19 protein-coding genes are annotated in these 20,233 nt (G+C 71.7%); 5 read left to right on the top strand and 14 right to left on the bottom strand.

Annotated features, from left to right (window positions below; genetic code table 11):
- Window positions 1-13 precede the first annotated feature (13 nt).
- Entirely contained in the window at window positions 14-295 is a 282-nt protein-coding gene (locus ACZ44S_RS22550) for a hypothetical protein (RefSeq protein WP_466931743.1), read from the top strand.
- 102 nt (window positions 296-397) lie between these two features.
- Here the strand turns inward: ACZ44S_RS22550 and ACZ44S_RS22545 are convergent, their stop codons facing one another.
- Window positions 398-1,687, bottom strand: a complete 1,290-nt coding sequence (locus tag ACZ44S_RS22545; protein ID WP_466931742.1) for an ROK family protein — start codon at window positions 1,685-1,687, stop codon at window positions 398-400.
- 91 nt (window positions 1,688-1,778) lie between these two features.
- Entirely contained in the window at window positions 1,779-2,759 is a 981-nt protein-coding gene (locus ACZ44S_RS22540; RefSeq protein ID WP_466931740.1) for a phosphotransferase family protein, read from the bottom strand.
- A gap of 196 nt (window positions 2,760-2,955) precedes the next feature.
- Here ACZ44S_RS22540 and ACZ44S_RS22535 point away from each other — a divergent pair, with 196 nt between their 5' ends.
- Together ACZ44S_RS22535 and ACZ44S_RS22530 are read left to right on the top strand one after the other, a co-directional pair.
- Window positions 2,956-3,444: an FBP domain-containing protein gene (locus tag ACZ44S_RS22535; protein ID WP_466931738.1), complete on the top strand. Its 489-nt coding sequence runs from the start codon at window positions 2,956-2,958 to the stop codon at window positions 3,442-3,444.
- A gap of 81 nt (window positions 3,445-3,525) precedes the next feature.
- Window positions 3,526-4,779, top strand: coding sequence for an FUSC family protein (locus ACZ44S_RS22530; RefSeq protein WP_466931736.1), 1,254 nt, complete (start codon window positions 3,526-3,528; stop codon window positions 4,777-4,779).
- Between the two features lie 57 nt (window positions 4,780-4,836).
- Here ACZ44S_RS22530 and ACZ44S_RS22525 read toward each other — a convergent pair whose 3' ends face one another.
- Both ACZ44S_RS22525 and ACZ44S_RS22520 read right to left on the bottom strand, forming a co-directional pair.
- Window positions 4,837-5,565 carry a DUF2470 domain-containing protein gene (locus ACZ44S_RS22525; RefSeq protein WP_466931734.1) on the bottom strand — a complete coding sequence of 243 codons (729 nt, stop codon included), beginning with the start codon at window positions 5,563-5,565 and terminating at the stop codon, window positions 4,837-4,839.
- 87 nt (window positions 5,566-5,652) lie between these two features.
- Window positions 5,653-6,261 carry a TetR/AcrR family transcriptional regulator gene (locus tag ACZ44S_RS22520; protein ID WP_466931732.1) on the bottom strand — a complete coding sequence of 203 codons (609 nt, stop codon included), beginning with the start codon at window positions 6,259-6,261 and terminating at the stop codon, window positions 5,653-5,655.
- A 109-nt stretch (window positions 6,262-6,370) separates the two neighbouring features.
- Between ACZ44S_RS22520 and ACZ44S_RS22515 the strand changes: the two genes are divergently transcribed.
- The gene (locus ACZ44S_RS22515) at window positions 6,371-7,849 is read left to right on the top strand and encodes a cytochrome P450 (RefSeq protein WP_466931730.1); all 1,479 of its coding nucleotides are present in this window, start codon (window positions 6,371-6,373) and stop codon (window positions 7,847-7,849) included.
- Between the two features lie 190 nt (window positions 7,850-8,039).
- On the opposite strand, the gene sigJ is transcribed toward ACZ44S_RS22515, so the two are convergent.
- The 10 genes from sigJ to ACZ44S_RS22465 all read right to left on the bottom strand — a co-directional run bounded on the left by sigJ (window position 8,040) and on the right by ACZ44S_RS22465 (window position 18,692).
- Window positions 8,040-8,939, bottom strand: coding sequence for an RNA polymerase sigma factor SigJ (gene sigJ, locus ACZ44S_RS22510; protein WP_466931728.1), 900 nt, complete (start codon window positions 8,937-8,939; stop codon window positions 8,040-8,042).
- Entirely contained in the window at window positions 8,936-9,679 is a 744-nt protein-coding gene (locus tag ACZ44S_RS22505) for a PIG-L deacetylase family protein (protein WP_466931726.1), read from the bottom strand. Before ACZ44S_RS22505 ends, sigJ begins: the two co-directional genes overlap by 4 nt.
- 45 nt (window positions 9,680-9,724) lie before the next feature.
- Window positions 9,725-11,026, bottom strand: a complete 1,302-nt coding sequence (locus tag ACZ44S_RS22500; RefSeq protein ID WP_466931724.1) for an alpha/beta fold hydrolase — start codon at window positions 11,024-11,026, stop codon at window positions 9,725-9,727.
- A gap of 100 nt (window positions 11,027-11,126) precedes the next feature.
- Entirely contained in the window at window positions 11,127-12,152 is a 1,026-nt protein-coding gene (locus ACZ44S_RS22495) for a LacI family DNA-binding transcriptional regulator (RefSeq protein WP_466931722.1), read from the bottom strand.
- 81 nt (window positions 12,153-12,233) lie between these two features.
- Window positions 12,234-13,655: a BNR repeat-containing protein gene (locus ACZ44S_RS22490; RefSeq protein ID WP_466931720.1), complete on the bottom strand. Its 1,422-nt coding sequence runs from the start codon at window positions 13,653-13,655 to the stop codon at window positions 12,234-12,236.
- 14 nt (window positions 13,656-13,669) lie between these two features.
- Window positions 13,670-13,990 (bottom strand): L-rhamnose mutarotase, encoded by a 321-nt coding sequence (locus ACZ44S_RS22485; protein WP_466931718.1) that lies wholly within the window; start codon window positions 13,988-13,990, stop codon window positions 13,670-13,672.
- 30 nt (window positions 13,991-14,020) lie between these two features.
- Window positions 14,021-15,106: a rhamnose ABC transporter substrate-binding protein gene (gene rhaS / locus ACZ44S_RS22480; RefSeq protein WP_466931716.1), complete on the bottom strand. Its 1,086-nt coding sequence runs from the start codon at window positions 15,104-15,106 to the stop codon at window positions 14,021-14,023.
- Window positions 15,107-15,116: 10 nt separating this feature from the next.
- On the bottom strand, window positions 15,117-16,145 hold the full coding sequence (locus tag ACZ44S_RS22475; RefSeq protein WP_466931714.1) for an ABC transporter permease: 1,029 nt from the start codon (window positions 16,143-16,145) through the stop codon (window positions 15,117-15,119).
- On the bottom strand, window positions 16,138-17,178 hold the full coding sequence (locus ACZ44S_RS22470) for an ABC transporter permease (RefSeq protein WP_466931712.1): 1,041 nt from the start codon (window positions 17,176-17,178) through the stop codon (window positions 16,138-16,140). Before ACZ44S_RS22470 ends, ACZ44S_RS22475 begins: the two co-directional genes overlap by 8 nt.
- Window positions 17,175-18,692, bottom strand: a complete 1,518-nt coding sequence (locus ACZ44S_RS22465; RefSeq protein WP_466931710.1) for a sugar ABC transporter ATP-binding protein — start codon at window positions 18,690-18,692, stop codon at window positions 17,175-17,177. Before ACZ44S_RS22465 ends, ACZ44S_RS22470 begins: the two co-directional genes overlap by 4 nt.
- 263 nt (window positions 18,693-18,955) lie before the next feature.
- Here ACZ44S_RS22465 and rhaI point away from each other — a divergent pair, with 263 nt between their 5' ends.
- Window positions 18,956-20,116, top strand: a complete 1,161-nt coding sequence (gene rhaI, locus ACZ44S_RS22460) for an L-rhamnose isomerase (protein WP_466931708.1) — start codon at window positions 18,956-18,958, stop codon at window positions 20,114-20,116.
- Window positions 20,117-20,233 lie beyond the last annotated feature (117 nt).

The raw sequence follows: 20,233 nt of genomic DNA, 5'->3' as shown, positions 1-20,233 counted from the left end.
AAGGGAGAGGGCCGTGACCGACCACCGTCTCGAAGGCCCCGGTGAGAACGGCGCCGGCGTCCCCCGCGACCTGCCCGACCAGCAGGCCGGTCCCGGTGAGGACCCGTGGGACGTTGCGCCGGCCGCCGCGGAACGGGAGAGCGCGAAGAAGGACGAGGAGCCGCAGGAGCCGGAGTCCGGTGAGTCCGGACCCGACGTCCCGGACACCGACGAGGCCGGCACCGGCCGCCAGGGCGCCCCGCACTCGGCGTCTCCCAACCCGGACCAGCCCGTGCCGGACGAGCCCTCCGCGTAGCCCGGCCGGCCGTCCGGCCAGTCCGGCTCAGCGCGGGGTGCGGCTACGCAACCGCGTGTGCCAGGCCGAGGACGGACAGACCGGGCACCCCGGCACTTCCGCTCAGCGGGGGGCGCGGTCGCGCAGGGCCGTGTGCCAGGCCGGGGGCGGGGATTCGGGGTCCGGGTCGGGGCGGCGGCCGCCGCGGGCGAAGAAGTCGGCGAGCGGCAGGATCGCGGCGCCGACGGTGACCGCGTCGGGGCCGAGCCGGCCCAGTTCGATGGTCACCTTCTCGGCCGGGTGGCGCAGCGCGTACGACAGGGCGTGCTTGCGCACGGCGGGAAGGAAGCGGGAGCCGAGTTGGAGGCCGGCCCAGCCGCCCATCAGGATGCGTTCCGGCTGGAAGAGGTTGATCAGGTCGGACAGGCCCGCACCCAGGTACTCGGCGGTCTCCTCCAGAACGGCGAGTGCGACCGGGTCGGGAGCGGTGTCGTCGGCCGGGTAGGCGGCGGCGAGCATCGCCGTCAGTGCCGTCTCCTCGTCGGTGCCGGGCGGCACCCGGCCGCCCTCCTCGTGCCACCGGGCGAGCAGCGACTCCGCGCCCGCGTACGCCTCCAGGCAGCCCAGCGCACCGCAGCGGCAGCGGCGCCCCCGGACCCGTACGGTCAGGTGCCCCCACTCCACGGCCCGGCCGTGCTCCACCTCCGGGGTCACCAGGCAGGCGCCGACTCCGGAGCCGAAGAGCACCACGAGGGCGTTGCGGGCGCCGCGTCCGGCACCGAACCACATCTCGGCCTGGCCGAGGGTCTTGGCACCGTTGTCGATGAAGTACGGCACGGTGCCGGGCAGCGGGGAGCCGGTGCGCAGCAGCGTCTCCAGCGGGATCGTGTCCCAGCCGATGGTCTGGCCGTGCACGACGGCCCCCCGGTCGGGAGTGTGCTCGACGATGCCGGGAACGCCGATGCCGACGCCGAGGAGCCGCTCGGGGGCGAGTCCCGCGGCGGCGAGCACCTCGTCGATGCCGGAGCGGATGTGGTCGACGATGACCTCGACCTCGTAGCGCTGCTGCTCCAGCGGGCGTTCCGCGCGGGCGAGCTCGGTGAGGGTCAGGTCGAACAGTTCGATGCGCACCCGGGTCTCGCCCACGTCGACGCCGATCATGTGGCCGCTGAGCGGCGCCACCCGCAGCAGGGTGCGCGGCCGACCGCCGTCGGAGTCGACACTGCCGGCCTCCTCCACGAGCCCGTCGGCGACCAGATCGGCGACGACGTTGCTCACGGATCCGGAGCTGAGCCCGGTCGCGGGACCGAGTTCGAAGCGGCTCAGCGGTCCGTCGAAGTACAGCCGTTGCAGCACGGCCGTACGGTTGGCCCGTCTGAGGTCGCGCACCGTGCGCCCGTTCCGCCCCGCCATGTGGCTCCTTCCACAACCCTGCCCGACCTGCAACATACCGCCGGGGAGCGGGTCGGCGCGACTTTCCCGACCCCTTATTTAATGCTGTGAACTAACAGAGGTCCTCGATCTCGGCCAGCGCGGCCGTCAGCTCGGGGGCGACCCTCTCCCGGACCCGGCGTCCGCGCTCCTCGCCGACCGCCCGCGGACCCGTCTCCGTGATCATGATGAGGTAGAGGTACGCGCGGTAGAGGGCGAGTCGGACACGGGCCGCCGGGTCGAACGCGGCACGGCCCCCGGCCTTCCGGTAGCCGTCGAGGAACGCCTCGTCCTCACGGATGTCACCCAGCAGCGCCAGGGAGACGAAATCGGCGAGCGGGTCGCCCCAGAACATGCGCTCCCCGTCGATCAGGCCCCCGATCCGGACCTCCCCCGCCGCCGAACGGTCCACCAGGATGTTGCCCGGCCACAGATCGAAGTGGACGAGCGCCGGCTCGGTGACCTCGTCGAGGACCGCGTCGGCGGTGCGGATCACGGCGGCCACCTCGTCGACCGGCCGGGGCAGCCGCGCACCGTGGTCCCGGGCGTCGGCGAGCACGGCGTCAGTCATCGCGGTGAACGCGGTGCGCCAGTCGGGGACGAGCGGTCCGAGGGCGCCGGACGGGTAGCCGAACCCGGGCCCGGTCACCCGGTGCAGCAGGGCCACCTGCCGGCCGATCTCCCCGCGCAGTGCCGCCCGTTCCGTGCCGGAGGGCTCTGCTTCCGTCCAGGACTCGCCCGGGCAGGCGGTCATCAGCAGATGCGGTGCACCGGCGTCGTCGCCGACGGACACGACGTGCGGCGCGGGCACACCGGCCATGGCTGCTCCGGCGCAGAACGCGGCCTCGGCCACCAGGAGGCGCCGTTCGTGCCGGAGGCCGGGGGTGCCGGGCGCGGGCGGGACCTTGAGCACCAAGCGGCTGCCGTCCGTGAGGAGGAACTCCTCGACGGTGTTGTAGGTGCCTCCGCCGAGCGAGCGCACGCGGGCAAGCGCGTCGGGCGGCAGACCGGCTTCCGCGAGCACCCGGCGGCCCCGCTCCCAGGAGTCCTCCACCGCTTCCCCCCTCCCCCTCGGTCACTGCGGTACAGCGTACGGAACGCGCCGCCGGGTGATCGCCGGGAAATTCACTGGCTCCCCGGACCGCCCGGTACCTACCCTGGGGAACAGAAACCTACACCCTTTAGGTTTCGGCGGAGCACGCGTACGGCGTGCACGGCACACGCACGAAGACGGCCTGGAGACGACCCCGATGAGAGCGCTCACCGAGCAGGACATCCGCACCTCGTTCATCAACTGCTCCAAGGGGGAGGCCAAGCGGCTGACCGTGCCCCGGGACCTGGACGAACGCCCCTGGGACGACCTCGATTTCCTGGGCTGGCGGGACCCCGGCGCGCCCGACCGCAGTTATCTCGTGACCGAGCGCCAGGACCGTCTCGTCGGTGTGGCCATGCGGTTCCAGCCCGCCCGGCGCGGCTTTCTGCACCGCAGCATGTGCTCCCTGTGCCTGACCACCCATCCGCGCGGCGGCGTCTCGCTGATGACGGCCCGCAAGGCGGGTGCCGCCGGCCGGGAGGGGAACTCGGTCGGCGCCTACATGTGCACCGACCTCGCCTGCTCCCTGTATCTGCGCGGTGTGAAGGTCCCGGAGACCGGGGCCCGCTTCGAGGAGAGCCTCACCCTGGAGGAGCAGATCGACCGCACGCGCGGGAACCTGTTCGCCTTCCTCGACAAGCTGTAGGCCCTGCTCGCTTGTCCCCCGAGGGGCTAGCGTCGCGTCTGAACACGTTCGATGCCTCCGGGGACGGGGAACCGTCCGAGGATGCAAGTGGTACGTGAGATGACCGCACCGGCCGTTCGCTTCGTCAAGCGGCACCGGGACCCGGTGACCGTGCAGACCATCCGGTCGGCGGCCGCCGCGACGGTCGCCTACGTCATCGCGGTGCGACTGAGTCCGGAGGCCGCCCCGCTCACCGCCCCGCTGACCGCGCTGCTCGTCGTCCAGGTCACCCTGTACGCCACCCTGACCACCGGGATGCGCCGGGTGAACTCCGTGGTGACCGGGGTGGTCCTGGCCATCCTCTTCAGTCTGCTGGTGGGTCTGTCCTGGTGGAGTCTGGGCCTGCTGATCCTGTCGTCGCTGATCGTCGGCCATCTGGTGCGGGTGGACGAGTTCGTTCCCGAGGTGGCGATCAGCGCGATGCTGGTGCTGGGCGTGACCACCCACGGGGACACCGCCTGGGCCCGGATCGTGGAAACGCTCATCGGAGCGGTCGTCGGCATGGCGTTCAACCTGCTGCTGGCCCCGCCGGTGTGGGTGGAGGAGGCCGGCGCGTCGATCGAGGAGCTGGCGCGGCGGGTGCGGCAACTGATGCTGCGGATCGGCGAGGAGGCCGCGGAGGGCCCGCCCTCCGCGCGCGCGGCGGCCCGGCTGCACGAGGCGCGCCGGCTGGACCACGACATCTACGAGGTGGACGCGGATCTCCGGCAGGCCGAGGACAGTCTGCGGCTCAACCCCCGGGTGCGTGAGGGATTGCTGCACCGCATCGTGCTGCGCACCGGCCTGGACACGCTGGAGATCTGCACGGTGGTGCTGCGGGTGCTGGCACGCACCCTGACCGACCTGGCCAAGGAGCGCGGGCCCGGCCGGCTGTTCGAGCCCGAGACGGGCGCGGTCTTCCAGCAGTTGCTGTCCGAGATCGCGGACGCCGTGGTCAGCTTCGCGGTGCTGGTCACCACCAGCGTCAGCGCGAACGCCGAGTCGGCGGAGGAGCGGCTCACCTCCGAGTTGCGCCAGGCTGCGGCCACCCGCGACAAGCTGGCCCAGCTGCTGTTCCAGGAGGCCCGGCGCGACGCCCGCCAGTGGCAGCTGCTGGGGGCGGTGCTGACCGAGGTCAACCGCATCCTCGACGAGATGGACACCGAGCACCGCACACGCCGGCTGTTCGAGGAACTGGACCGGCACTCGCAGGAACAGCGCGAGCGGCTGCCGCGCCTCACCCGGATGCGGGAGCGGCTGGCCGTGCCGGAGCGTCTGCGCCGGAACCGTGCCGGCGCCTCCCGGCGTTCCCAGTGACACGGCGGGACGACCGGGACGGCGGACCCCCGGGCCGCGACAGCCTCGGCGGACGCCTCACCGGTCGCCGTCCGTGCGCTGCCACTGCAGCGCACGGGGGCAGGATGCGGCAGCGGCCTGGGACAGCAGCACGTGCATGCGTTCGGTGAGTTCGGCGACGTCGTCCGCGGGCGCGTGGAACGGCAGACGTACGTCACCGCCCGCGCGGACGCGCTCGATGCGCAGGGTCAGTCCGTGCCGGTCGACGGCGAGCGGCTGGACCCGGACCGCGCCGTGCAGACTGCCGTGGTCGACCAGGCGCGTCAGCCGTTCGACGGCGTCGGCGTGACAGTCGGCGAGGTGGGTCAGCAGCCGGGCCTCGGCAGTGGCGAGCGGGTCGGGCGCGGCGGCGGCGAAGTCGTCGACGTCCACGACTACGGCGCCGGACGGCCGGCGGAGCACCACGCGCGTGGGCCGGAAGGCGAGTTGTCCGCCCTCGACGCGGAACCAGCCGGCCAGCCACAGCCGGGCACGGATCCGGCTGCGCACGGGGACGGGTGCCACGTCGGCGAACTCCAGCACGGCGGACGGCTCTCCGCGGGGCGCGCAGATCGCGGCGGCGAGCAGGGCGCTGTCCTCGGGTACGTCCAGCAGCACCCGGCCGTCGTCGGTCACGGTGTGCGCGCCGACGAACTCCTCCCGGGCGCCCTCCGCGGTCACCGCGCAGGACCAGGCGGCGGCTAGCACCGAGCGGGCCCGCTCCGCCGCACCGGGCTCGGCCGTCCAGCCGTGCGTGTCGTCACCCATCCCGAACCTCCTCTTAGGTAAGCCTTGCCTAAGCTATCGGAGATCGGTGTGCGCGCCAACCAGGTGGCGTGATCTTTACGAGACCTTTCAGGGCCTGAGCACCCCGAGCAGGGCACGCGCGCAGAGGTCGCGTACCTGCTCACGCCCCAACTCCGAGCCGCGCAACCACTCCAGACAGACGGCGGTGGTGAAGGCCAGCCAGCCGCGCACCGCGATCCGGGTGTCCGGCCGGGTCCCGAGCACCGGCCCGAACTCGGGATCCGCCGCGAGCGCGGCCAGGATCTGCCGCTCCTGCGCGGCCAGGGCCCGCCGGTAGACCCGGCGCACCGCCTGGTCCCCCGCCGCGTCGGCACGGTGGAAGGCGCGGTATCCGTGGGCGTGGGCCTCGACGTACTCCAGATAGGTGTCGAGACCCGCGGTGAGCTGTTCACGCACCGGGACACCGGGCACCGCCGCCGTCAGCCGGAGCATCCGCTCGCTCTCGCGCTCCACCACCGCCGCGAAGAAGTCCCGCTTCGTCGGGAAGTAGTGGTAGAGCAGCCCTCGTGAGACCCCGGCGATCTCGGCGACCTGTTCGATCCACACGTCGTCGTAGGGGCTCTCGGAGAACAGCCGCGCGCCGACCGACAGAAGCTGCTCACGGCGCTCCTCGGTGCTGAGCCGGCGGCGCGTCCGCCCGCCCTGGTTCACGCCCATCCCCGCACTTTACTTGACGCCGGTTCAACAACCGGACCAGACTGAGGCGCGTTATTGAACTCGCGTACAACACGTCGCACTCGCTCGCCGGGTCGAAGGAGATCGCGTCATGGCGGAGACGACGACACGGACGGGACTGCCGAAGGGGTTCCGCAGCGCGGAACAGGGCTGGCCCGAGCTGCACCGCATCCCGCACCCGCCGTACCGCGTGCCGCTGGCCGGCGACATCCTCGGCGCGAGCAGACGCACGCCGCTCCAGGACTCCCTGAAGTACGCCCGCCGGCTGGGTCCGATCTTCCGGCGCAACGCGTTCGGCAAGGAGTTCGTGTTCACCTGGGGCGCGGAGCTGGTGGCGGACCTGGCCGACGAGTCGCGGTTCGCCAAGCACGTCGGGCTGGGCGTCGCCAATCTGCGGCCGGTCGCGGGCGACGGGCTGTTCACCGCGTACAACCACGAGCCCAACTGGCAGCTGGCGCACGATGTGCTGGCCCCCGGGTTCAGCCGTGAGGCCATGGCCGGTTACCACCCGATGATGCTGGCGGTGGCGGAGCGGCTCACGGACCACTGGGACCGTGCGGCGGCCGGGGGCCGAGCGGTGGACGTGCCCGGGGACATGACCAAGCTGACGCTGGAGACCATCGCGCGGACCGGGTTCGGGCACGACTTCGGGTCCTTCGAGCGGGCGCGCCCGCACCCCTTCGTCACGGCGATGGTCGGCACGCTCACGTACGCCCAGCGGCTGAACAGCGTTCCCGGGCCGCTGGCCCCGCTGCTGCTGCGCCGGGCGAGCCGGCGCAACGCGGCGGACATCGGGCGGCTCAACCGCATCGTGGACGAGGTGATCCGGATGCGGCGGGCGGGTGGCGGTGGGGGTGGAGACCTGCTGGACCGCATGCTGGACACCGCACACCCGGAGACCGGGGAGCGGCTGTCGGCGGAGAACGTCCGCCGGCAGGTGATCACCTTCCTGGTGGCCGGTCACGAGACCACCTCGGGCGCGCTGTCGTTCGCCCTGCACCATCTGTCCCGCGAGCCCGAGGTCGCGGCCCGCGCCCGCGCGGAGGTGGACCGTGTCTGGGGCGACACGGCGGCTCCGGGGTACGAGCAGGTCGCCAAGCTGCGCTACGTCCGGCGGGTGCTGGACGAGTCGCTGCGGCTGTGGCCGACGGCGCCGGCCTTCGCGCGGGAGGCCCGTGCGGACACGGTGCTGGCGGGGCAGCATCCGATGCTTCGCGGTGCGTGGACGCTGGTGCTCACCCCGATGCTGCACCGGGACCCCTCGGTGTGGGGCACGGACCCCGAGCGGTTCGATCCGGATCGCTTCGACGCGCGGGCGGTGAGGGGGCGGGCGCCGCATGTGTTCAAGCCGTTCGGGACGGGGGCGCGGGCGTGCATCGGACGGCAGTTCGCACTGCACGAGGCGACGTTGGTGCTGGGGCTGTTGCTGCGGCGGTACGAGTTGCGGCCGGATCCTGGGTATCGGCTGCGGGTGACGGAGCGGCTGACGTTGATGCCGGAGGGGTTGCGGTTGTGGCCGGAGCGGCGGGGTGGGTGCGGGGCGGGACCGAGTCCGGCTGAGCCGGTGTGACCGGGGTGCTGTACGCAACCCGGCACCGGGCGGAGTGCCCCGCGTCGGTGTGGGCCGGGGGGTGTTCGCGCAGCCCGGCGCCTGCGGGGTGTCTCCCCCACTCTCGGCTTCGCTCCCAGCGGCACGACTGCCCGCGGGAGCGGGAGCGGGGCGTGGTCGGCGGCTCCGCCCGCCGGGGCGGCTGGGTGGGTCAGTTCTCCGGGAGGTGCAGATGTCGGAGGCGGGACGGGTCGGCGAGGATGTACATGCCGGTGATGCGGTTGTCGGTGATGGTGACGGACATGACCGACTGGATGCGGCCGTCCACCACGCTGAGCAGGCCGAGGGAGTCGTTGACCAGGGCCACTTGGCCCGCGGCGGTGTAGCGGGCGAACATCATCGCCGACTCGGCCACCGGCTTCGCGCCCTGGAGGACCTTGGATCCGGCCACGCCGCGGACCAGCGCGCCCGCGTCGGCCCGCAGCACCACGTCCGGGTGCAGGACGGCGACCAGTGCCTCGAAGTCACCGCTGCGTGCGGCGGCCATGAAGGCGTCGAGGACCTGACGCTGCCGGCCGAGGTCGGGCTCGGACGGAGGCGTCGTGTCGCGCACCCGGCGGCGGGCCCGGCTGGCCAGCTGCCGGGTCGCGGCGGAGCTGCGCTCCACGACCGGGGCGATGTCGTCGAACGGCACGGCGAACATGTCGTGGAGGACGAACGCCAGCCGCTCGTCGGGCTCCAGCTTCTCCAGGACGACCAGCAGCGCCACGCCCACCGAGTCGGCGTGCAGCGCCTCCTGTTCCGGGTCCGTCTGCGGGACGGGTCTGATCACCGGGTCCGGGACGAAGGTCTCGTCCATCGGCTGTTCGCGGCGCGCGGTGCGCGAACGCAGCATGTCCAGGCAGATCCTGCCGGTCACCGTGGTCAGCCAGCCGCCGAGGTTGTCGATACCGGTGGTGTCCGTGCGGCCCAGTCGCAGCCAGGCCTCCTGGACGGCGTCCTCCGCCTCGGCGAGTGAGCCGAGCATGCGGTAGGCGACCGCCTTGAGGTGGCCGCGGTGCTGCTCGAAGCTGCGTGCCAGAAGTTCCTTGTCGTCACCCACGGGGGTCACCGGGGGAACAGCTCGAACGCGACCGCGGGGCGGTTGCCGAACCGCTTGCCCGTCTCCTCGGCGAACCCGGTCAGCAGGCCGCGGGCGTACGCCTCCGGGTCCTCGTCGGTCAACGCCTCGATGTAGGTACGGTGTTCGAGCAGGGAGCGCACCGCGCGCTCCAGTCCGTCGGTCGCGTCCACGGCGTGCGTCGGCGCGTTCGAACCGGCGACGGCCACCCAGCGGACGCCGTTCCAGGGTTCGAGGCCCTGCTCGATCAGCTCCGGGAAGATCCAGCGGTTGCCGGCGTCACCGGCCGCGTCGAGCGTCGCCCGGCCGACCGCCACGTGGTCGGGGGTGTTCCAGTACGTGCCGCCCCAGGTGTCCCGGTGGTTCAGGGTGATCACCAGTTCCGGCCGGTACCGGCGGACGGCGGCGGCGATGTCCCGGCGCAGTGCGGGGCCGTACTCGATGACCCCGTCCGCGTGGTCGAGGAAGCCGACCTCCGACACGCCGACGACAGCCGCGCTCGCCCGTTGCTCCCGCTCTCTGAGCGGGCCGCACTTCGCCGGCTCCAGGGTGTCGATGCCGGCCTCGCCGCGGGTCGCCAGCACGTAGGAGACCTCACGGCCGGCGTCGGTCCAGGAGGCGATCGCCGCCGCGCAGCCGTACTCGAGGTCGTCGGGGTGGGCGACCACGGCCAGGGCGCGCTGCCAGTCGTCGGGCATGGGCTGGAGTTGACTGATCGTCGGCTCGGTCATTCCGGAAGACTAACCCGCCGCACCGACGGCACGGCGGGGTCCGCGTCACGCCTCGTCACGCGCCAGGGCGAGCAGCCGGTCCAGGACGCGGGGGCCGCCGGCCCGGACTCCGTCGTGCTCGAACTCGTCGGTGACCCAGGTGCGCAGGCCGCGGACGGCCCGGGCGGTCTCGAGGGAGTGGGGGGTGTGGACGTACATGTCGTCGTGGTAGACCGCCGCCGCGGCCGGGACCTGGTTGACGGCGAGGCGCGCCGGGTCGTAGAAGGGCGTCCAGTCGGTGCGTGCGGCGAGCAGTTCGGCGGTCTCGCGCAGGGGGCGCAGCGCGGGGTCGCAGTCGAACATCCAGGGGTGGATGGTCTCGCCGGTGAACAGCAGCGGCTCGTCGCCGGCGAGCGTCTTGGCCGCGTCGAACCGCGGGAACTCGGCCCGCACCCGTTCGGCGGACCAGGCGGTGGGCCGGGCGTCCTGGCCGTAGATCGCCTCGTGGACGAGCGCGTACAGCGGGTGGCCGGCGAAGGACAGCAGGCCCTGGGCCTGCTCCTGGAAGGCGTCGGACAGCTCGGGGCCGCCCGGGGTCGGCACGAAGGCGTCCTCCAGGAGGTGGTGCAGCCGGTGGCTGCCCTCGCCGCTGCCGAGCATCATGCCGAGGGACTGGAACGCCTCGACGGTGAAGCGGTAGCCGTTCGGGAGGACGACGTCGTGGGTGAGCAGGTGGTCCGCGATGCGGCGGGCGCGCTCGACGTCCTGCGGGTAGCGGGCGTAGTGGGCGGCGACCTTGCGTTCGACGCGCGGGTAGGCGGCCCGGTAGACGTCGTCGGCGTGGGCGTCCAGGGACGGCAGACCGCCGGTGATGAGCGCGGTGTCCAGTCCCTCGGGGGCCATGGACAGATACGCGACGGTGCAGAAGCCGCCGAAGCTCTGGCCGAGCACGGTCCAGGGGGCGCCGCCGGTCACCCGGGGGCGGATGGCCTCGCAGTCGCGCACGATGGAGTCGGCGCGGAAGCGGGTGAGGTAGTCGGCCTGTACGGCGGGGCCGCCGCGCAGCGGGAGCGTCTGCCGGTTGGCGGGGGTGGAGTGGCCGGTGCCGCGCTGGTCCAGGAGCAGGACGCGGTAGTCCTCGAGGGCACGGCCGAGCCAGGCCGGCTTCCCGATGAAACGGTTCGCCCCGAAGCCCGGGCCGCCCTGGAGGTAGAGCAGCCAGGGCAGGTCCCGGCCGGCCTTGTCGCTCGCGACGGCCTCACGCGCGTACAGCTCGATCGTCTCCCCCGAGGGGTCGTCGTGGTCGAGGGGCACGGTGAAGCGGTGGTCGGTGAGGACCACTCCGGGCTGGCGGTAGCTGACGGTCAACGGGGCTCCCGGGACGAACGGATTGTCGGACCGTGACCCAGTTCAACACATGTTCCTCCGGCCACGAGCCCGGGATCATGAAATTCTTGCTGAACGACCGTCAGCGGGCCGAGAGGCTGGAGCGCCGGACCACCAGTTCCGGGCGGAGGACGACCCGGCGGTGCTCATGGGGTTGCTCGGTGCCGACTCCCTCGGTCTCCTCCAACAGCAGCTCGGCCGCCAGCGTGCCCATGGCGACGGCGGGCTGGCGTACCGAGGTGAGCGGAACGGCCGCAGCGGCGGCGAACTCGATGTCGTCGTAGCCGACGATCGCGAGGTCGTCGGGAACCCCGACCCCGGCGGCGTACATCGCCTGGAGGACGCCGAGGGCGAGCAGGTCGTTGGCGCAGAACACGGCGGTGGGGCGTTCGGCGAGCCCGAGGAGCCGGGCGCCCGCGTCGCGTCCCGCGGCCACGTCGAGCCGCTCGGTGGGCAGCTCGCGCAGCCGGTCCGGGCCGAGGCCCGCCTCGGCGAGGGCGTTGAGGGCGCCGGTGCGGCGGTCGCGGACCTGGTTCAACCCGGGCGGGCCGCTGACGTACGCGATGGAGCGGTGCCCGGCCTCCACCAGGTGCCGCACGGCCAGCGCGCCGCCCGCCACGTCGTCCACGGAGACCGAGCACTCGGTGGTGCCCTCGGCGACCCGGTCGACCAGCACGAAGGGGATGCCGTGCCGCCGGAACGCCTCGATGTTGCGGCCGGTGGCGTCCGCCGGGGTGAGCAGCACGCCCCGTACGCGCTGTTCGGCGAAGAGGGAGAGGTACTCGGCCTCCTCGCCCGCGTTCTGGGCGCTGTTGCAGACCATCACGCCGAGCCCGGCCTTCCGCGCGGCGCGCTCGGCGCCCCGCGCGACGTCGACGAAGAACGGGTTGCCCATGTCGAGGACGAGCAGGCCCATGATGCGGCTGCGGCCGGCGCGCAGCTGACGGGCGGACTCGCTGCGGACGTAGCCGAGCCGGTCTATGGCGGACTGCACCCGGGCCCGGGTCTCCGCGGCGACCGTGTCCGGACGGTTGATCACGTTGGAGACCGTGCCGACGGAGACTCCGGCGACGCGGGCGACGTCCTTGATACCCACCGACTGGGCCATCGGGCTGGAACCTCCAGGGAGACGGGGGGCGGCGCGGCGGGCCATCACATTACCCGCACGCCCGCCCCGGAACGGTCACGGTCAGGCGGGCAGTCGGAAGTCGACGACGTGCAGCGGAGAGGGGGTCGTACCGGCGGACTTCTCCTGGTACATGAACGACAGGACCCCGTCCTGGGCCACGCGGGTCTCGTCGATCACCACCTCCCCGAAGGCGTTCAGTCCGCCGCCGTCGTACAGCAGCCGCCAGTCGGTGTGTCCCGAGGCGGCGGAGGCGCCGGCGACACGGCCGTAGGGGAGGACGGCGTAGGCGTTGTCGTACCGGTCCAGGACCAGCTTGGTGCGCTGGCTGGAGTTCACCGGGACGGGGATCTCCGTCTTCCGCCAGCCGGCGGCGGTCCGGCGGACGTGGAAGGCGCGGCCGTGCGCGGTGCGGTCGGCGACGTAGTCCGTCGTGCACCGGCCGAAGCGGCCGGGGACGTAGGAGATGATCGCGTGCGGCCGGCCGGCGGAGTCGGTGGACTGGCTCTCCTGGTTCATCAGGGAGTGGTCCGGGTTCAGGGGGTCGACCACGAGTCCGGCGTCGGTGACGGAGACCCGGTCTCGCGTTCCGGTCCTGCCGACGACGGTGCCGGCGTCGTCGCGCCAGGTGCGGCCCCGGTCGTCGGAGTACACGTAGCCGGTGTCGTGGTTGGTGAGGCCGCCGCCGCTGCACATCACGGCGCCGTTCTGCTCGCGCCAGGTGAAGAAGGCGTGCAGGCGGCCGGCCCGGTCGTAGTCGATGCCGTGCAGGTACATGTTGCGGGCGGTCGAGGAGCCGTGCTCGCTGGTGTAGGTGCCGGTGGAGGCGCTCCACTCCCCCAGCGCGGTCCACCGACTGCCGTCGTACTCGGCGAGCGCGTTGCGGCCGTTGCCGGAGACGCCTGCCCGGTGGCTGAGCTGGAGCCGGCCCTCGGGGGTGGCGATGAACTGCGGGTAGGTGAACTGCGAGGTGAGGGCGAGGCCGTCGAGCGTGGACTGCGAGGCGCCGAAGCGGCCGGCGGTCCAGCTCAGGCCCGCCGGATCGTCCAGGAGCCCGGCGACGGACCTGACGTAGGTGAAGCCGTCGCTGTGGGCGTCCATCACGAAGTGCAGCCGGCCGTCGGTCCTCGAGACGCCCATGCAGATGACGTTGTGGGAATCGTCGTAGCGCAGGGTGTGACCGAGCCGCGCGCTCTCCCAGGAGCCCGCGCCGAGGGCGCGGCGGCCGGCGACGGCGTTCCGGTCGGCGGTGTACCAGACGGCGTACTGGTGCCCCTGGTGGGTGAGCAGGCCGTTCTTCTGGAACGCGTTGTTGTTGACCAGGCCGTCGTAGGAGACGAAGTAGAGGGCGCGGTCGTCGAGCGTGGTGCTGCCGGTGCGGGTGACCGACGGGCCGGGTGCGGCGGCCCGGGCGGTGCCCGAAGCGAGCGCGGGGGTGGCCGCGGTGCCGAGGAGTGCTCCGGCCAGGAGGGTGCGTCGTCTCATCGCGGGCTCCGTCGTCAGGCGAGGTGGAAGACCTCGGTCAGCGGTTTCATCGCCTCGTCGGGCCGGGCGCCGTCGAGGGACTCGAAGAAGGGGGACATCTCGGCCTGCCAGCGGGCGTTGACGTCGGTGGCCTCCATGCCGGCCTTCGCCGCCTCGAAGTCCTCGGTCTCCAGGTATCCGACGAGCAGGCCGTCGTCGCGCAGGAAGAGGGAGTAGTTGTGCCAGCCGGTGGCCGAGAGCGCCTCGCACATCTCGGGCCACACGGCGGCATGGCGTGCGCGGTACTCGGCGATCCGGTCCTGGCGGACCTTGAGCAGGAAACAGACGCGTTGCACGAGTACCGCTCCTTCGTGGGCCGGCCGGGATCAGAAGTCGAACTGGTCGATGTTCTCGGCGTTGAAGACGGTGGGCTTGCCGAGGTTGATCACGCCGTCCTTGCCGATGGTGTACTCGCCCATCGCGCCGGCCGTGAAGGTCTCGCCCTCCTTGCCGGTGATCTGGCCGGAGGACAGGGCGATCGCGGTGCGGGCGGCCAGCTCGCCGAGCTTGGCCGGGTTCCAGAGCTCGAACGCCTCGACGGTGCCGTTCTTGACGTACTTGCGCATGTCGTTGGGGGTGCCGAGGCCGGTCAGCTTGACCTTGCCCTTGTACTTGGAGCCGGACAGGTACTGGGCCGCGGCCTTGATGCCGACGGTGGTCGGGGAGATGATCCCCTTCAGGTTCGGGTGCTCTTGGAGCAGGCCTTGGGTCTGCTGGAAGGACTGCTGGGCGTCGTCGTTGCCGTAGGCGACCTTGACCAGCTTGATGTCCTTGTACTGGGGATCCTTGAGCTCGTCCTTCATGAACTCGATCCAGGTGTTCTGGTTGGTCGCGGTCTGCGCGGCGGACAGGATCGCGATCTCGCCCTTGTAGCCGATCTGCTCGGCGAGCAGCTGTACCTCGGTGCGGCCCAGGTCCTCGGCGGAGGCCTGCGAGACGAAGGCGTTGCGGCAGTCGGCGGTGGTGTCGGAGTCGTAGGTGACGACCTTGATGCCGTTCTTCATGGCCTGCTTGAGCGCGGTGCACAGGGCGCCGGGGTCCTGCGCGGAGACGGCCATGGCGTCGACCTGCTGCTGGGTGAGGGTGTTGACGTAGGAGACCTGTCCGGCGGTGTCGGTGGCGCTGGAGGGGCCGACCTCCTTGTAGCTGGAGCCCAGTTCCTTGACGGCCTTCTCACCGCCCTTGTCGGCGGTGGTGAAGTAGGGGTTGTTGACCTGCTTGGGCAGGAAGCCGACGGTCAGGCCCTTCTTGACGGGCGCGTCCGGGTCGGCCTTGCCGGCCGAGGCGGCCGCGCCGCCGCCCTCGTTCTTGACGTCCTCCTTGGTGGTGCCGCCGCAGGCGGTGGCGGCCAGGGCGAACGAGGTGACGGCGGCGAGGGCCGCGCAGGTGCGGCGGAGTGATGCCTTGCGCATGGCGGGTTCCTTAGGGGTGAGAAGGGTTCAGGGAGTCGCCAGTGGGCGCCTTGGACGCCGGTGGTGCGGCGGCCCGGCGTCCGGCACGTGCGACGGCGATCTGCCGGGCGACGCGGGGGCCCAGCACGGACAGGACCAGCAGCACACCCGTCACGACGATCTGCGACTGCGCGGAGACGTCCTGCAGGCTCATGACGTTCTGCAGCGCACCGAGCAGGAACACGCCGGCGATCGCACCGCCCAGCGTTCCCTTTCCGCCGTCGAAGTCGATGCCGCCGAGCAGCACCGCTGCCACGACGGAGAGTTCGAGGCCGGTGGCGTTGTCATAACGCGCGCTGGCGTAGTGCAGGGCCCAGAAGACACCGGTGAGGGCCGACATCAGGCCGGTCAGGGTGAACAGGATCAGCTTCTGCCGCCTGACCCGGATGCCGGCGAAGCGGGCGGCCTCCTCGCCGGCGCCGATCGCGAACAGCGACCGCCCGAACGGGGTGGCGTGCAGGGTGACGACGGCGATGGCGAGCAGCACGAGGAACGGCAGGAAGGCGTACGGCACGAACGTGTCGCCGATGCGTCCGGCGGCGAAGTCCAGGTACGGGGCGGGGAAGTCGGTGACCGCGTCGGAGCCCAGCACGATCTGCGCGATGCCCCGGTAGGCGGCCAGCGTGCCGATGGTGACGGCGAGGGAGGGCAGTCCCAGCCGGGTCACCAGCAGGCCGTTGATCAGGCCGCAGACGACGCCGATGAGCAGGCAGACCGGGATGATCGTCTCGATGGTCATGCCCTGGTTCCACAGGGCGCCCATCACCGCGCCGGAGAGTCCGGCCGTGGAGGCCACGGACAGGTCGATCTCGCCGGAGACCACCAGCAGGGTCATGGGCAGGGCGATCAGTGCGATCGGCAGGGTGTTGCCGATGAGGAACGACAGGTTGAGCGCGTTGCCGAAGCCGTCCACGGTGGTGAACGACAGCAGCAGGACCAGGACGAGCAGGGCGCCGACGACCGTGTCCCAGCGGACGGCGCGCGTCAGGGACTCAGGCATGGCGGGCGTTCCTCTTCTTCAGGGCGGAGGCCACGCGCAGCGCGACGATCCGGTCGACCGCGATGGCGAGGATGAGCAGGATGCCGTTGATGGCGAGCACCCACACGGAGCTGACGCCGAGTGCGGGCAGCACGCTGTTGACGGAGGTGAGCAGCAGCGCGCCGAGTGCCGCGCCGTAGACGCTGCCGGAGCCGCCGGTGAAGACGACGCCGCCGACCACGACCGCGCTGACGACGGTGAGTTCGTAGCCGGTGCCGGTGCCGGAGTCGACGTTGCCGAACCGGGCCAGGTACAGGGCACCGGCGAGACCGGCGAGGGCTCCGCAGAAGGTGTACGCGGCGAGGATCCGCTTGCGTACGGGGATGCCGGCGAGCCGGGCGGCCTCCGGGTTGGAGCCGAGCGCGTACAGCTCGCGTCCGCTGCCGAAGTGCTTGAGGTAGTACGCCGTCGCCACGAGCACCACGAGGGCGATGAGCGCCAGGTACGGTACCGCGGAGATGCCGCCGGAGCCGAAGTCGACGAACCCTCCGGGCAGATCGGCGGCGGTGATCTGGCGGGAGCCGACCCAGATGGAGTCGATGCCGCGGATGATGTAGAGGGTGCCGAGGGTGACGACGAGGGCGGGCACCTGACCGAGGCTGACGAGCAGTCCGTTGAGCAGGCCGAAGCCGATGCCGAGCAGGACGGCGAGGGCGAGGGCGAGGACCGGGTTGCCGCCGCCCTGCAGGTAGATGCCGGCGGCGAAGGCGCTGATGCCGAGCGTGGAGCCGACGGACAGGTCGACGTTGCGGGTGATGACGACCAGGGACTGGCCGGTGGCGACCAGCACCAGGATGGTCGCGTTCAGCAGCAGGTCCTTGATGCCCTGTTCGGACAGGAACTCGCTGTTGCCGGCCTGGGTGACGGCGATCATCACCAGGAAGACGACCAGAATGGCCAGTTCGCGCATCTTGAAGACACGGTCGACTAGCCGGGTGGCGCCCGCCTCGGGCACCTCGGCGACGGGGGTGGGGTCGGGGCTGAGCACCGTCATGCGGCTGTCCTCCCCGTGGCTGCGGCCATCACGGTTTCCTCGGTGGCGTCGGTGCGGGGGATCTCGGCGGTGAGCCGGCCCTCGTGCATCACCAGCACGCGGTCGGCCATGCCGAGGATCTCGGGCAGGTCGGAGGAGATCATCAGGACGGCCACACCGTCGGCCGCGAGCTGCGACAGCAGCCGGTGCACCTCGGCCTTGGTGCCGACGTCGATGCCGCGGGTGGGCTCGTCGACGATCAGCACCTTCGGGCCGGTGGCGAGCCACTTGGCGAGGACGACCTTCTGCTGGTTGCCGCCGGACAGGGTGTTCACCGTGTCGGCGATGCGGGCGTACTTGACCTGGAGCCTGACCGCCCAGTCGAGCGAGCGGCTGCGTTCGGCACCACGGTCCATCAGGCCGCCCCTCCTGGTGGTACGGAGTCCGGTGAGGCCGATGTTGCGTTCGATGGACATGTCCATCACCAGGCCCTGGGCACGCCGGTCCTCGGGAACCAGGGCGAGCCCGGCGGCCATGGCGGTGGACGGGGCGCCGTTGGCCAGCTTCCGCCCCTCGACCTCGACCTCCCCGGCGTCCCAGCGGTCGACGCCGAACACCGCGCGGGCGACCTCGGTGCGACCGGCCCCGACCAGTCCGGCCAGGCCGACGATCTCGCCGCGCCGTACGTCGAAGGAGACGTCGGTGAACACGCCCTCGCGGGTCAGCCGGCGCACGCTCAGGGCGATCCCGCCCGGCTTCACGTCCTGCTTGGGGTAGAGCTCGTCGAGGTCGCGGCCCACCATGCGGCGGACCAGGTCGTCCTCGGTCATGCCGTCCAGCGGCTCGCTGGAGATCCAGGCGCCGTCGCGCAGGGTGGTGACCCGGCCGCAGATCTCGAAGATCTCCTCCAGGCGGTGGGAGATGAAGAGCACCGCGGCGCCCTGTTCGCGCAGGGTGCGTACGACGCCGAAGAGACGGGCGACCTCGCTGCCGGTGAGGGCGGCGGTGGGCTCGTCCATGATCAGAACGCGGGCGTCGAAGGAGAGCGCCTTGGCGATCTCGACGATCTGCTGGTCGGCGATGGACAGACCGCGGGCCGGGCGGTCCGGGTCGAGTGCGACACCCAGCCGCCTCATGAGGGCGGCGGTCGCGTCATAGGTGGCCCGGTGGTCGATCCGGCCGAGGGCGCGCCGGGGCTGCCGGCCCATGAAGATGTTCTCGGCGATCGACAGGTCGGGGAAGAGCGTGGGCTCCTGGTAGATCACGGCGATGCCGGCGTCGCGGGCGTCGCCGGGGCCGTGGAAGACGACCGGCGCGCCGTCGAGCAGCACCTGGCCGGCGTCCGGCCGGTGCACTCCGGCGAGCGTCTTGATGAGGGTCGACTTGCCGGCTCCGTTCTCGCCGGCGAGGGCGTGCACCTCCCCGGGGTACAGCTCCAGGGAGACGTCCCGCAGCGCACGCACCGCGCCGAAGGACTTGGAGATGTCCTTGAGCGCGAGAACCGGGGCCGGACCCGTGTCGGACGGGTGGGTCATGAGGGCTCCTCGACGACGCCGGCGGGTCGGCCCTCGCGACGTCGTGAAAGGTTTCAACTGGATTGCCGGGACGTTAGGCGCGCGACGCATGTCACGTCAATGGGTCCCGGTCGAAAAACTTTCGACAGCTGCGGGTGCAGGCCGCTGTCACGGAGCCCGGTCCGCGCGGGAGGGGTTGACACCCCTGCGGGGGCGCCATAGCTTCGCGTCCTGAATCGTTTCACTCAGTGGTCGTTACGACCCGATGTCACAGGAGCCCTGACGTGACCGAGCTCGCCGCGGCGAAGGCCGCTCTCAAGACACAGGCAGTCGAGACGCCGTCGTGGGCGTACGGGAACTCGGGGACCCGCTTCAAGGTGTTCGCGCAACAGGGCGTCCCCCGCACTCCGCAGGAGAAGCTGGACGACGCGGCCAAGGTGCACGAGTTCACGGGGGTCGCGCCGACCGTGGCGCTGCACATCCCCTGGGACCGGGTCGAGGACTACGCGGCGCTGGCCCAGTACGCCGAGGACCGCGGGGTGAGGATCGGCGCGATCAACTCCAACACCTTCCAGGACGACGACTACCGGCTGGGCTCCGTCTGCCACCCGGACGCCGCGGTGCGCAGGAAGGCCGTGGACCATCTGCTGGAGTGCGTCGACATCATGGACGCGACCGGCTCCAGGGACCTGAAACTGTGGTTCGCCGACGGGACGAACTATCCCGGACAGGACGATGTGCGCGCCCGCCAGGACCGGCTCGCCGAGGGCCTCGCCGAGGTGTACGGGCGGCTCGGTGAGGGGCAGCGGATGCTGCTGGAGTACAAGCTCTTCGAGCCGGCGTTCTACACCATGGACGTGCCGGACTGGGGGACGGCGTACGCGCACTGTCTGAAGCTCGGCGAGAAGGCCCGGGTCGTGGTCGACACCGGGCACCATGCGCCGGGCACCAACATCGAGTTCATCGTCGCCACGCTGTTGCGCGAGGGCAGGCTCGGCGGGTTCGACTTCAACTCGCGGTTCTACGCGGACGACGACCTGATGGTCGGGGCCGCGGATCCGTTCCAGCTGTTCCGGATCATGTACGAGGTGGTGCGCGGGGGCGGGCTCACGTCCGAGGTGGCGTTCATGCTGGACCAGTGCCACAACATCGAGGCGAAGATCCCGGCGATCATCCGTTCCGTCATGAACGTGCAGGAGGCCACGGCGAAGGCGCTGCTCGTTGACCGGTCGGCGTTGGCCGACGCTCAGCGGGCGGGGGATGTCCTCGAGGCCAACGCCGTGTTGATGGACGCGTACAACACGGACGTGCGTCCGCTGCTTCGTGAGGTGCGGGAGGAAATGGGGTTGGACCCCGAGCCTGTTTCTGCCTATCGGCGGTCCGGGTGGGGCGAGAAGATCGTTGCCGAGCGGGTCGGTGGTGAGCAGGCGGGGTGGGGCGCGTAGGCGTCTGCCGGGTTTCTGTTCTTCGCAGGCTGCGGGTCCGTCGTGGTTGACCGCGCAGCTCCCCGCGCCCCTGAAGGGGCGCTGCACATCCCCTCGTTCGCAAAGGATTGACCGTTG

This window comes from Streptomyces malachitofuscus, assembly GCF_055571035.1.
The sequence above is the reverse complement of the archived record's forward strand: the minus strand, read 5'-3'. Positions and strand labels throughout refer to the sequence as shown.

Excerpts from the sequence above, each read along its gene's own strand:
- rhaS (WP_466931716.1), bottom strand. The coding sequence starts at position 15,106 with ATGCGCAAGGCATCACTCCGCCGCACCTGCGCGGCCCTCGCCGCCGTC.
- ACZ44S_RS22505 (WP_466931726.1), bottom strand. The coding sequence starts at position 9,679 with ATGACCGAGCCGACGATCAGTCAACTCCAGCCCATGCCCGACGACTGG.
- ACZ44S_RS22535 (WP_466931738.1), top strand. The coding sequence starts at position 2,956 with ATGAGAGCGCTCACCGAGCAGGACATCCGCACCTCGTTCATCAACTGC.
- ACZ44S_RS22495 (WP_466931722.1), bottom strand. The coding sequence starts at position 12,152 with ATGGCCCAGTCGGTGGGTATCAAGGACGTCGCCCGCGTCGCCGGAGTC.
- ACZ44S_RS22470 (WP_466931712.1), bottom strand. The coding sequence starts at position 17,178 with ATGACGGTGCTCAGCCCCGACCCCACCCCCGTCGCCGAGGTGCCCGAG.
- ACZ44S_RS22545 (WP_466931742.1), bottom strand. The coding sequence starts at position 1,687 with ATGGCGGGGCGGAACGGGCGCACGGTGCGCGACCTCAGACGGGCCAAC.
- ACZ44S_RS22515 (WP_466931730.1), top strand. The coding sequence starts at position 6,371 with ATGGCGGAGACGACGACACGGACGGGACTGCCGAAGGGGTTCCGCAGC.
- ACZ44S_RS22490 (WP_466931720.1), bottom strand. The coding sequence starts at position 13,655 with ATGAGACGACGCACCCTCCTGGCCGGAGCACTCCTCGGCACCGCGGCC.
- ACZ44S_RS22520 (WP_466931732.1), bottom strand. The coding sequence starts at position 6,261 with ATGGGCGTGAACCAGGGCGGGCGGACGCGCCGCCGGCTCAGCACCGAG.
- ACZ44S_RS22530 (WP_466931736.1), top strand. The coding sequence starts at position 3,526 with ATGCAAGTGGTACGTGAGATGACCGCACCGGCCGTTCGCTTCGTCAAG.
- ACZ44S_RS22475 (WP_466931714.1), bottom strand. The coding sequence starts at position 16,145 with ATGCCTGAGTCCCTGACGCGCGCCGTCCGCTGGGACACGGTCGTCGGC.
- ACZ44S_RS22465 (WP_466931710.1), bottom strand. The coding sequence starts at position 18,692 with ATGACCCACCCGTCCGACACGGGTCCGGCCCCGGTTCTCGCGCTCAAG.
- ACZ44S_RS22525 (WP_466931734.1), bottom strand. The coding sequence starts at position 5,565 with ATGGGTGACGACACGCACGGCTGGACGGCCGAGCCCGGTGCGGCGGAG.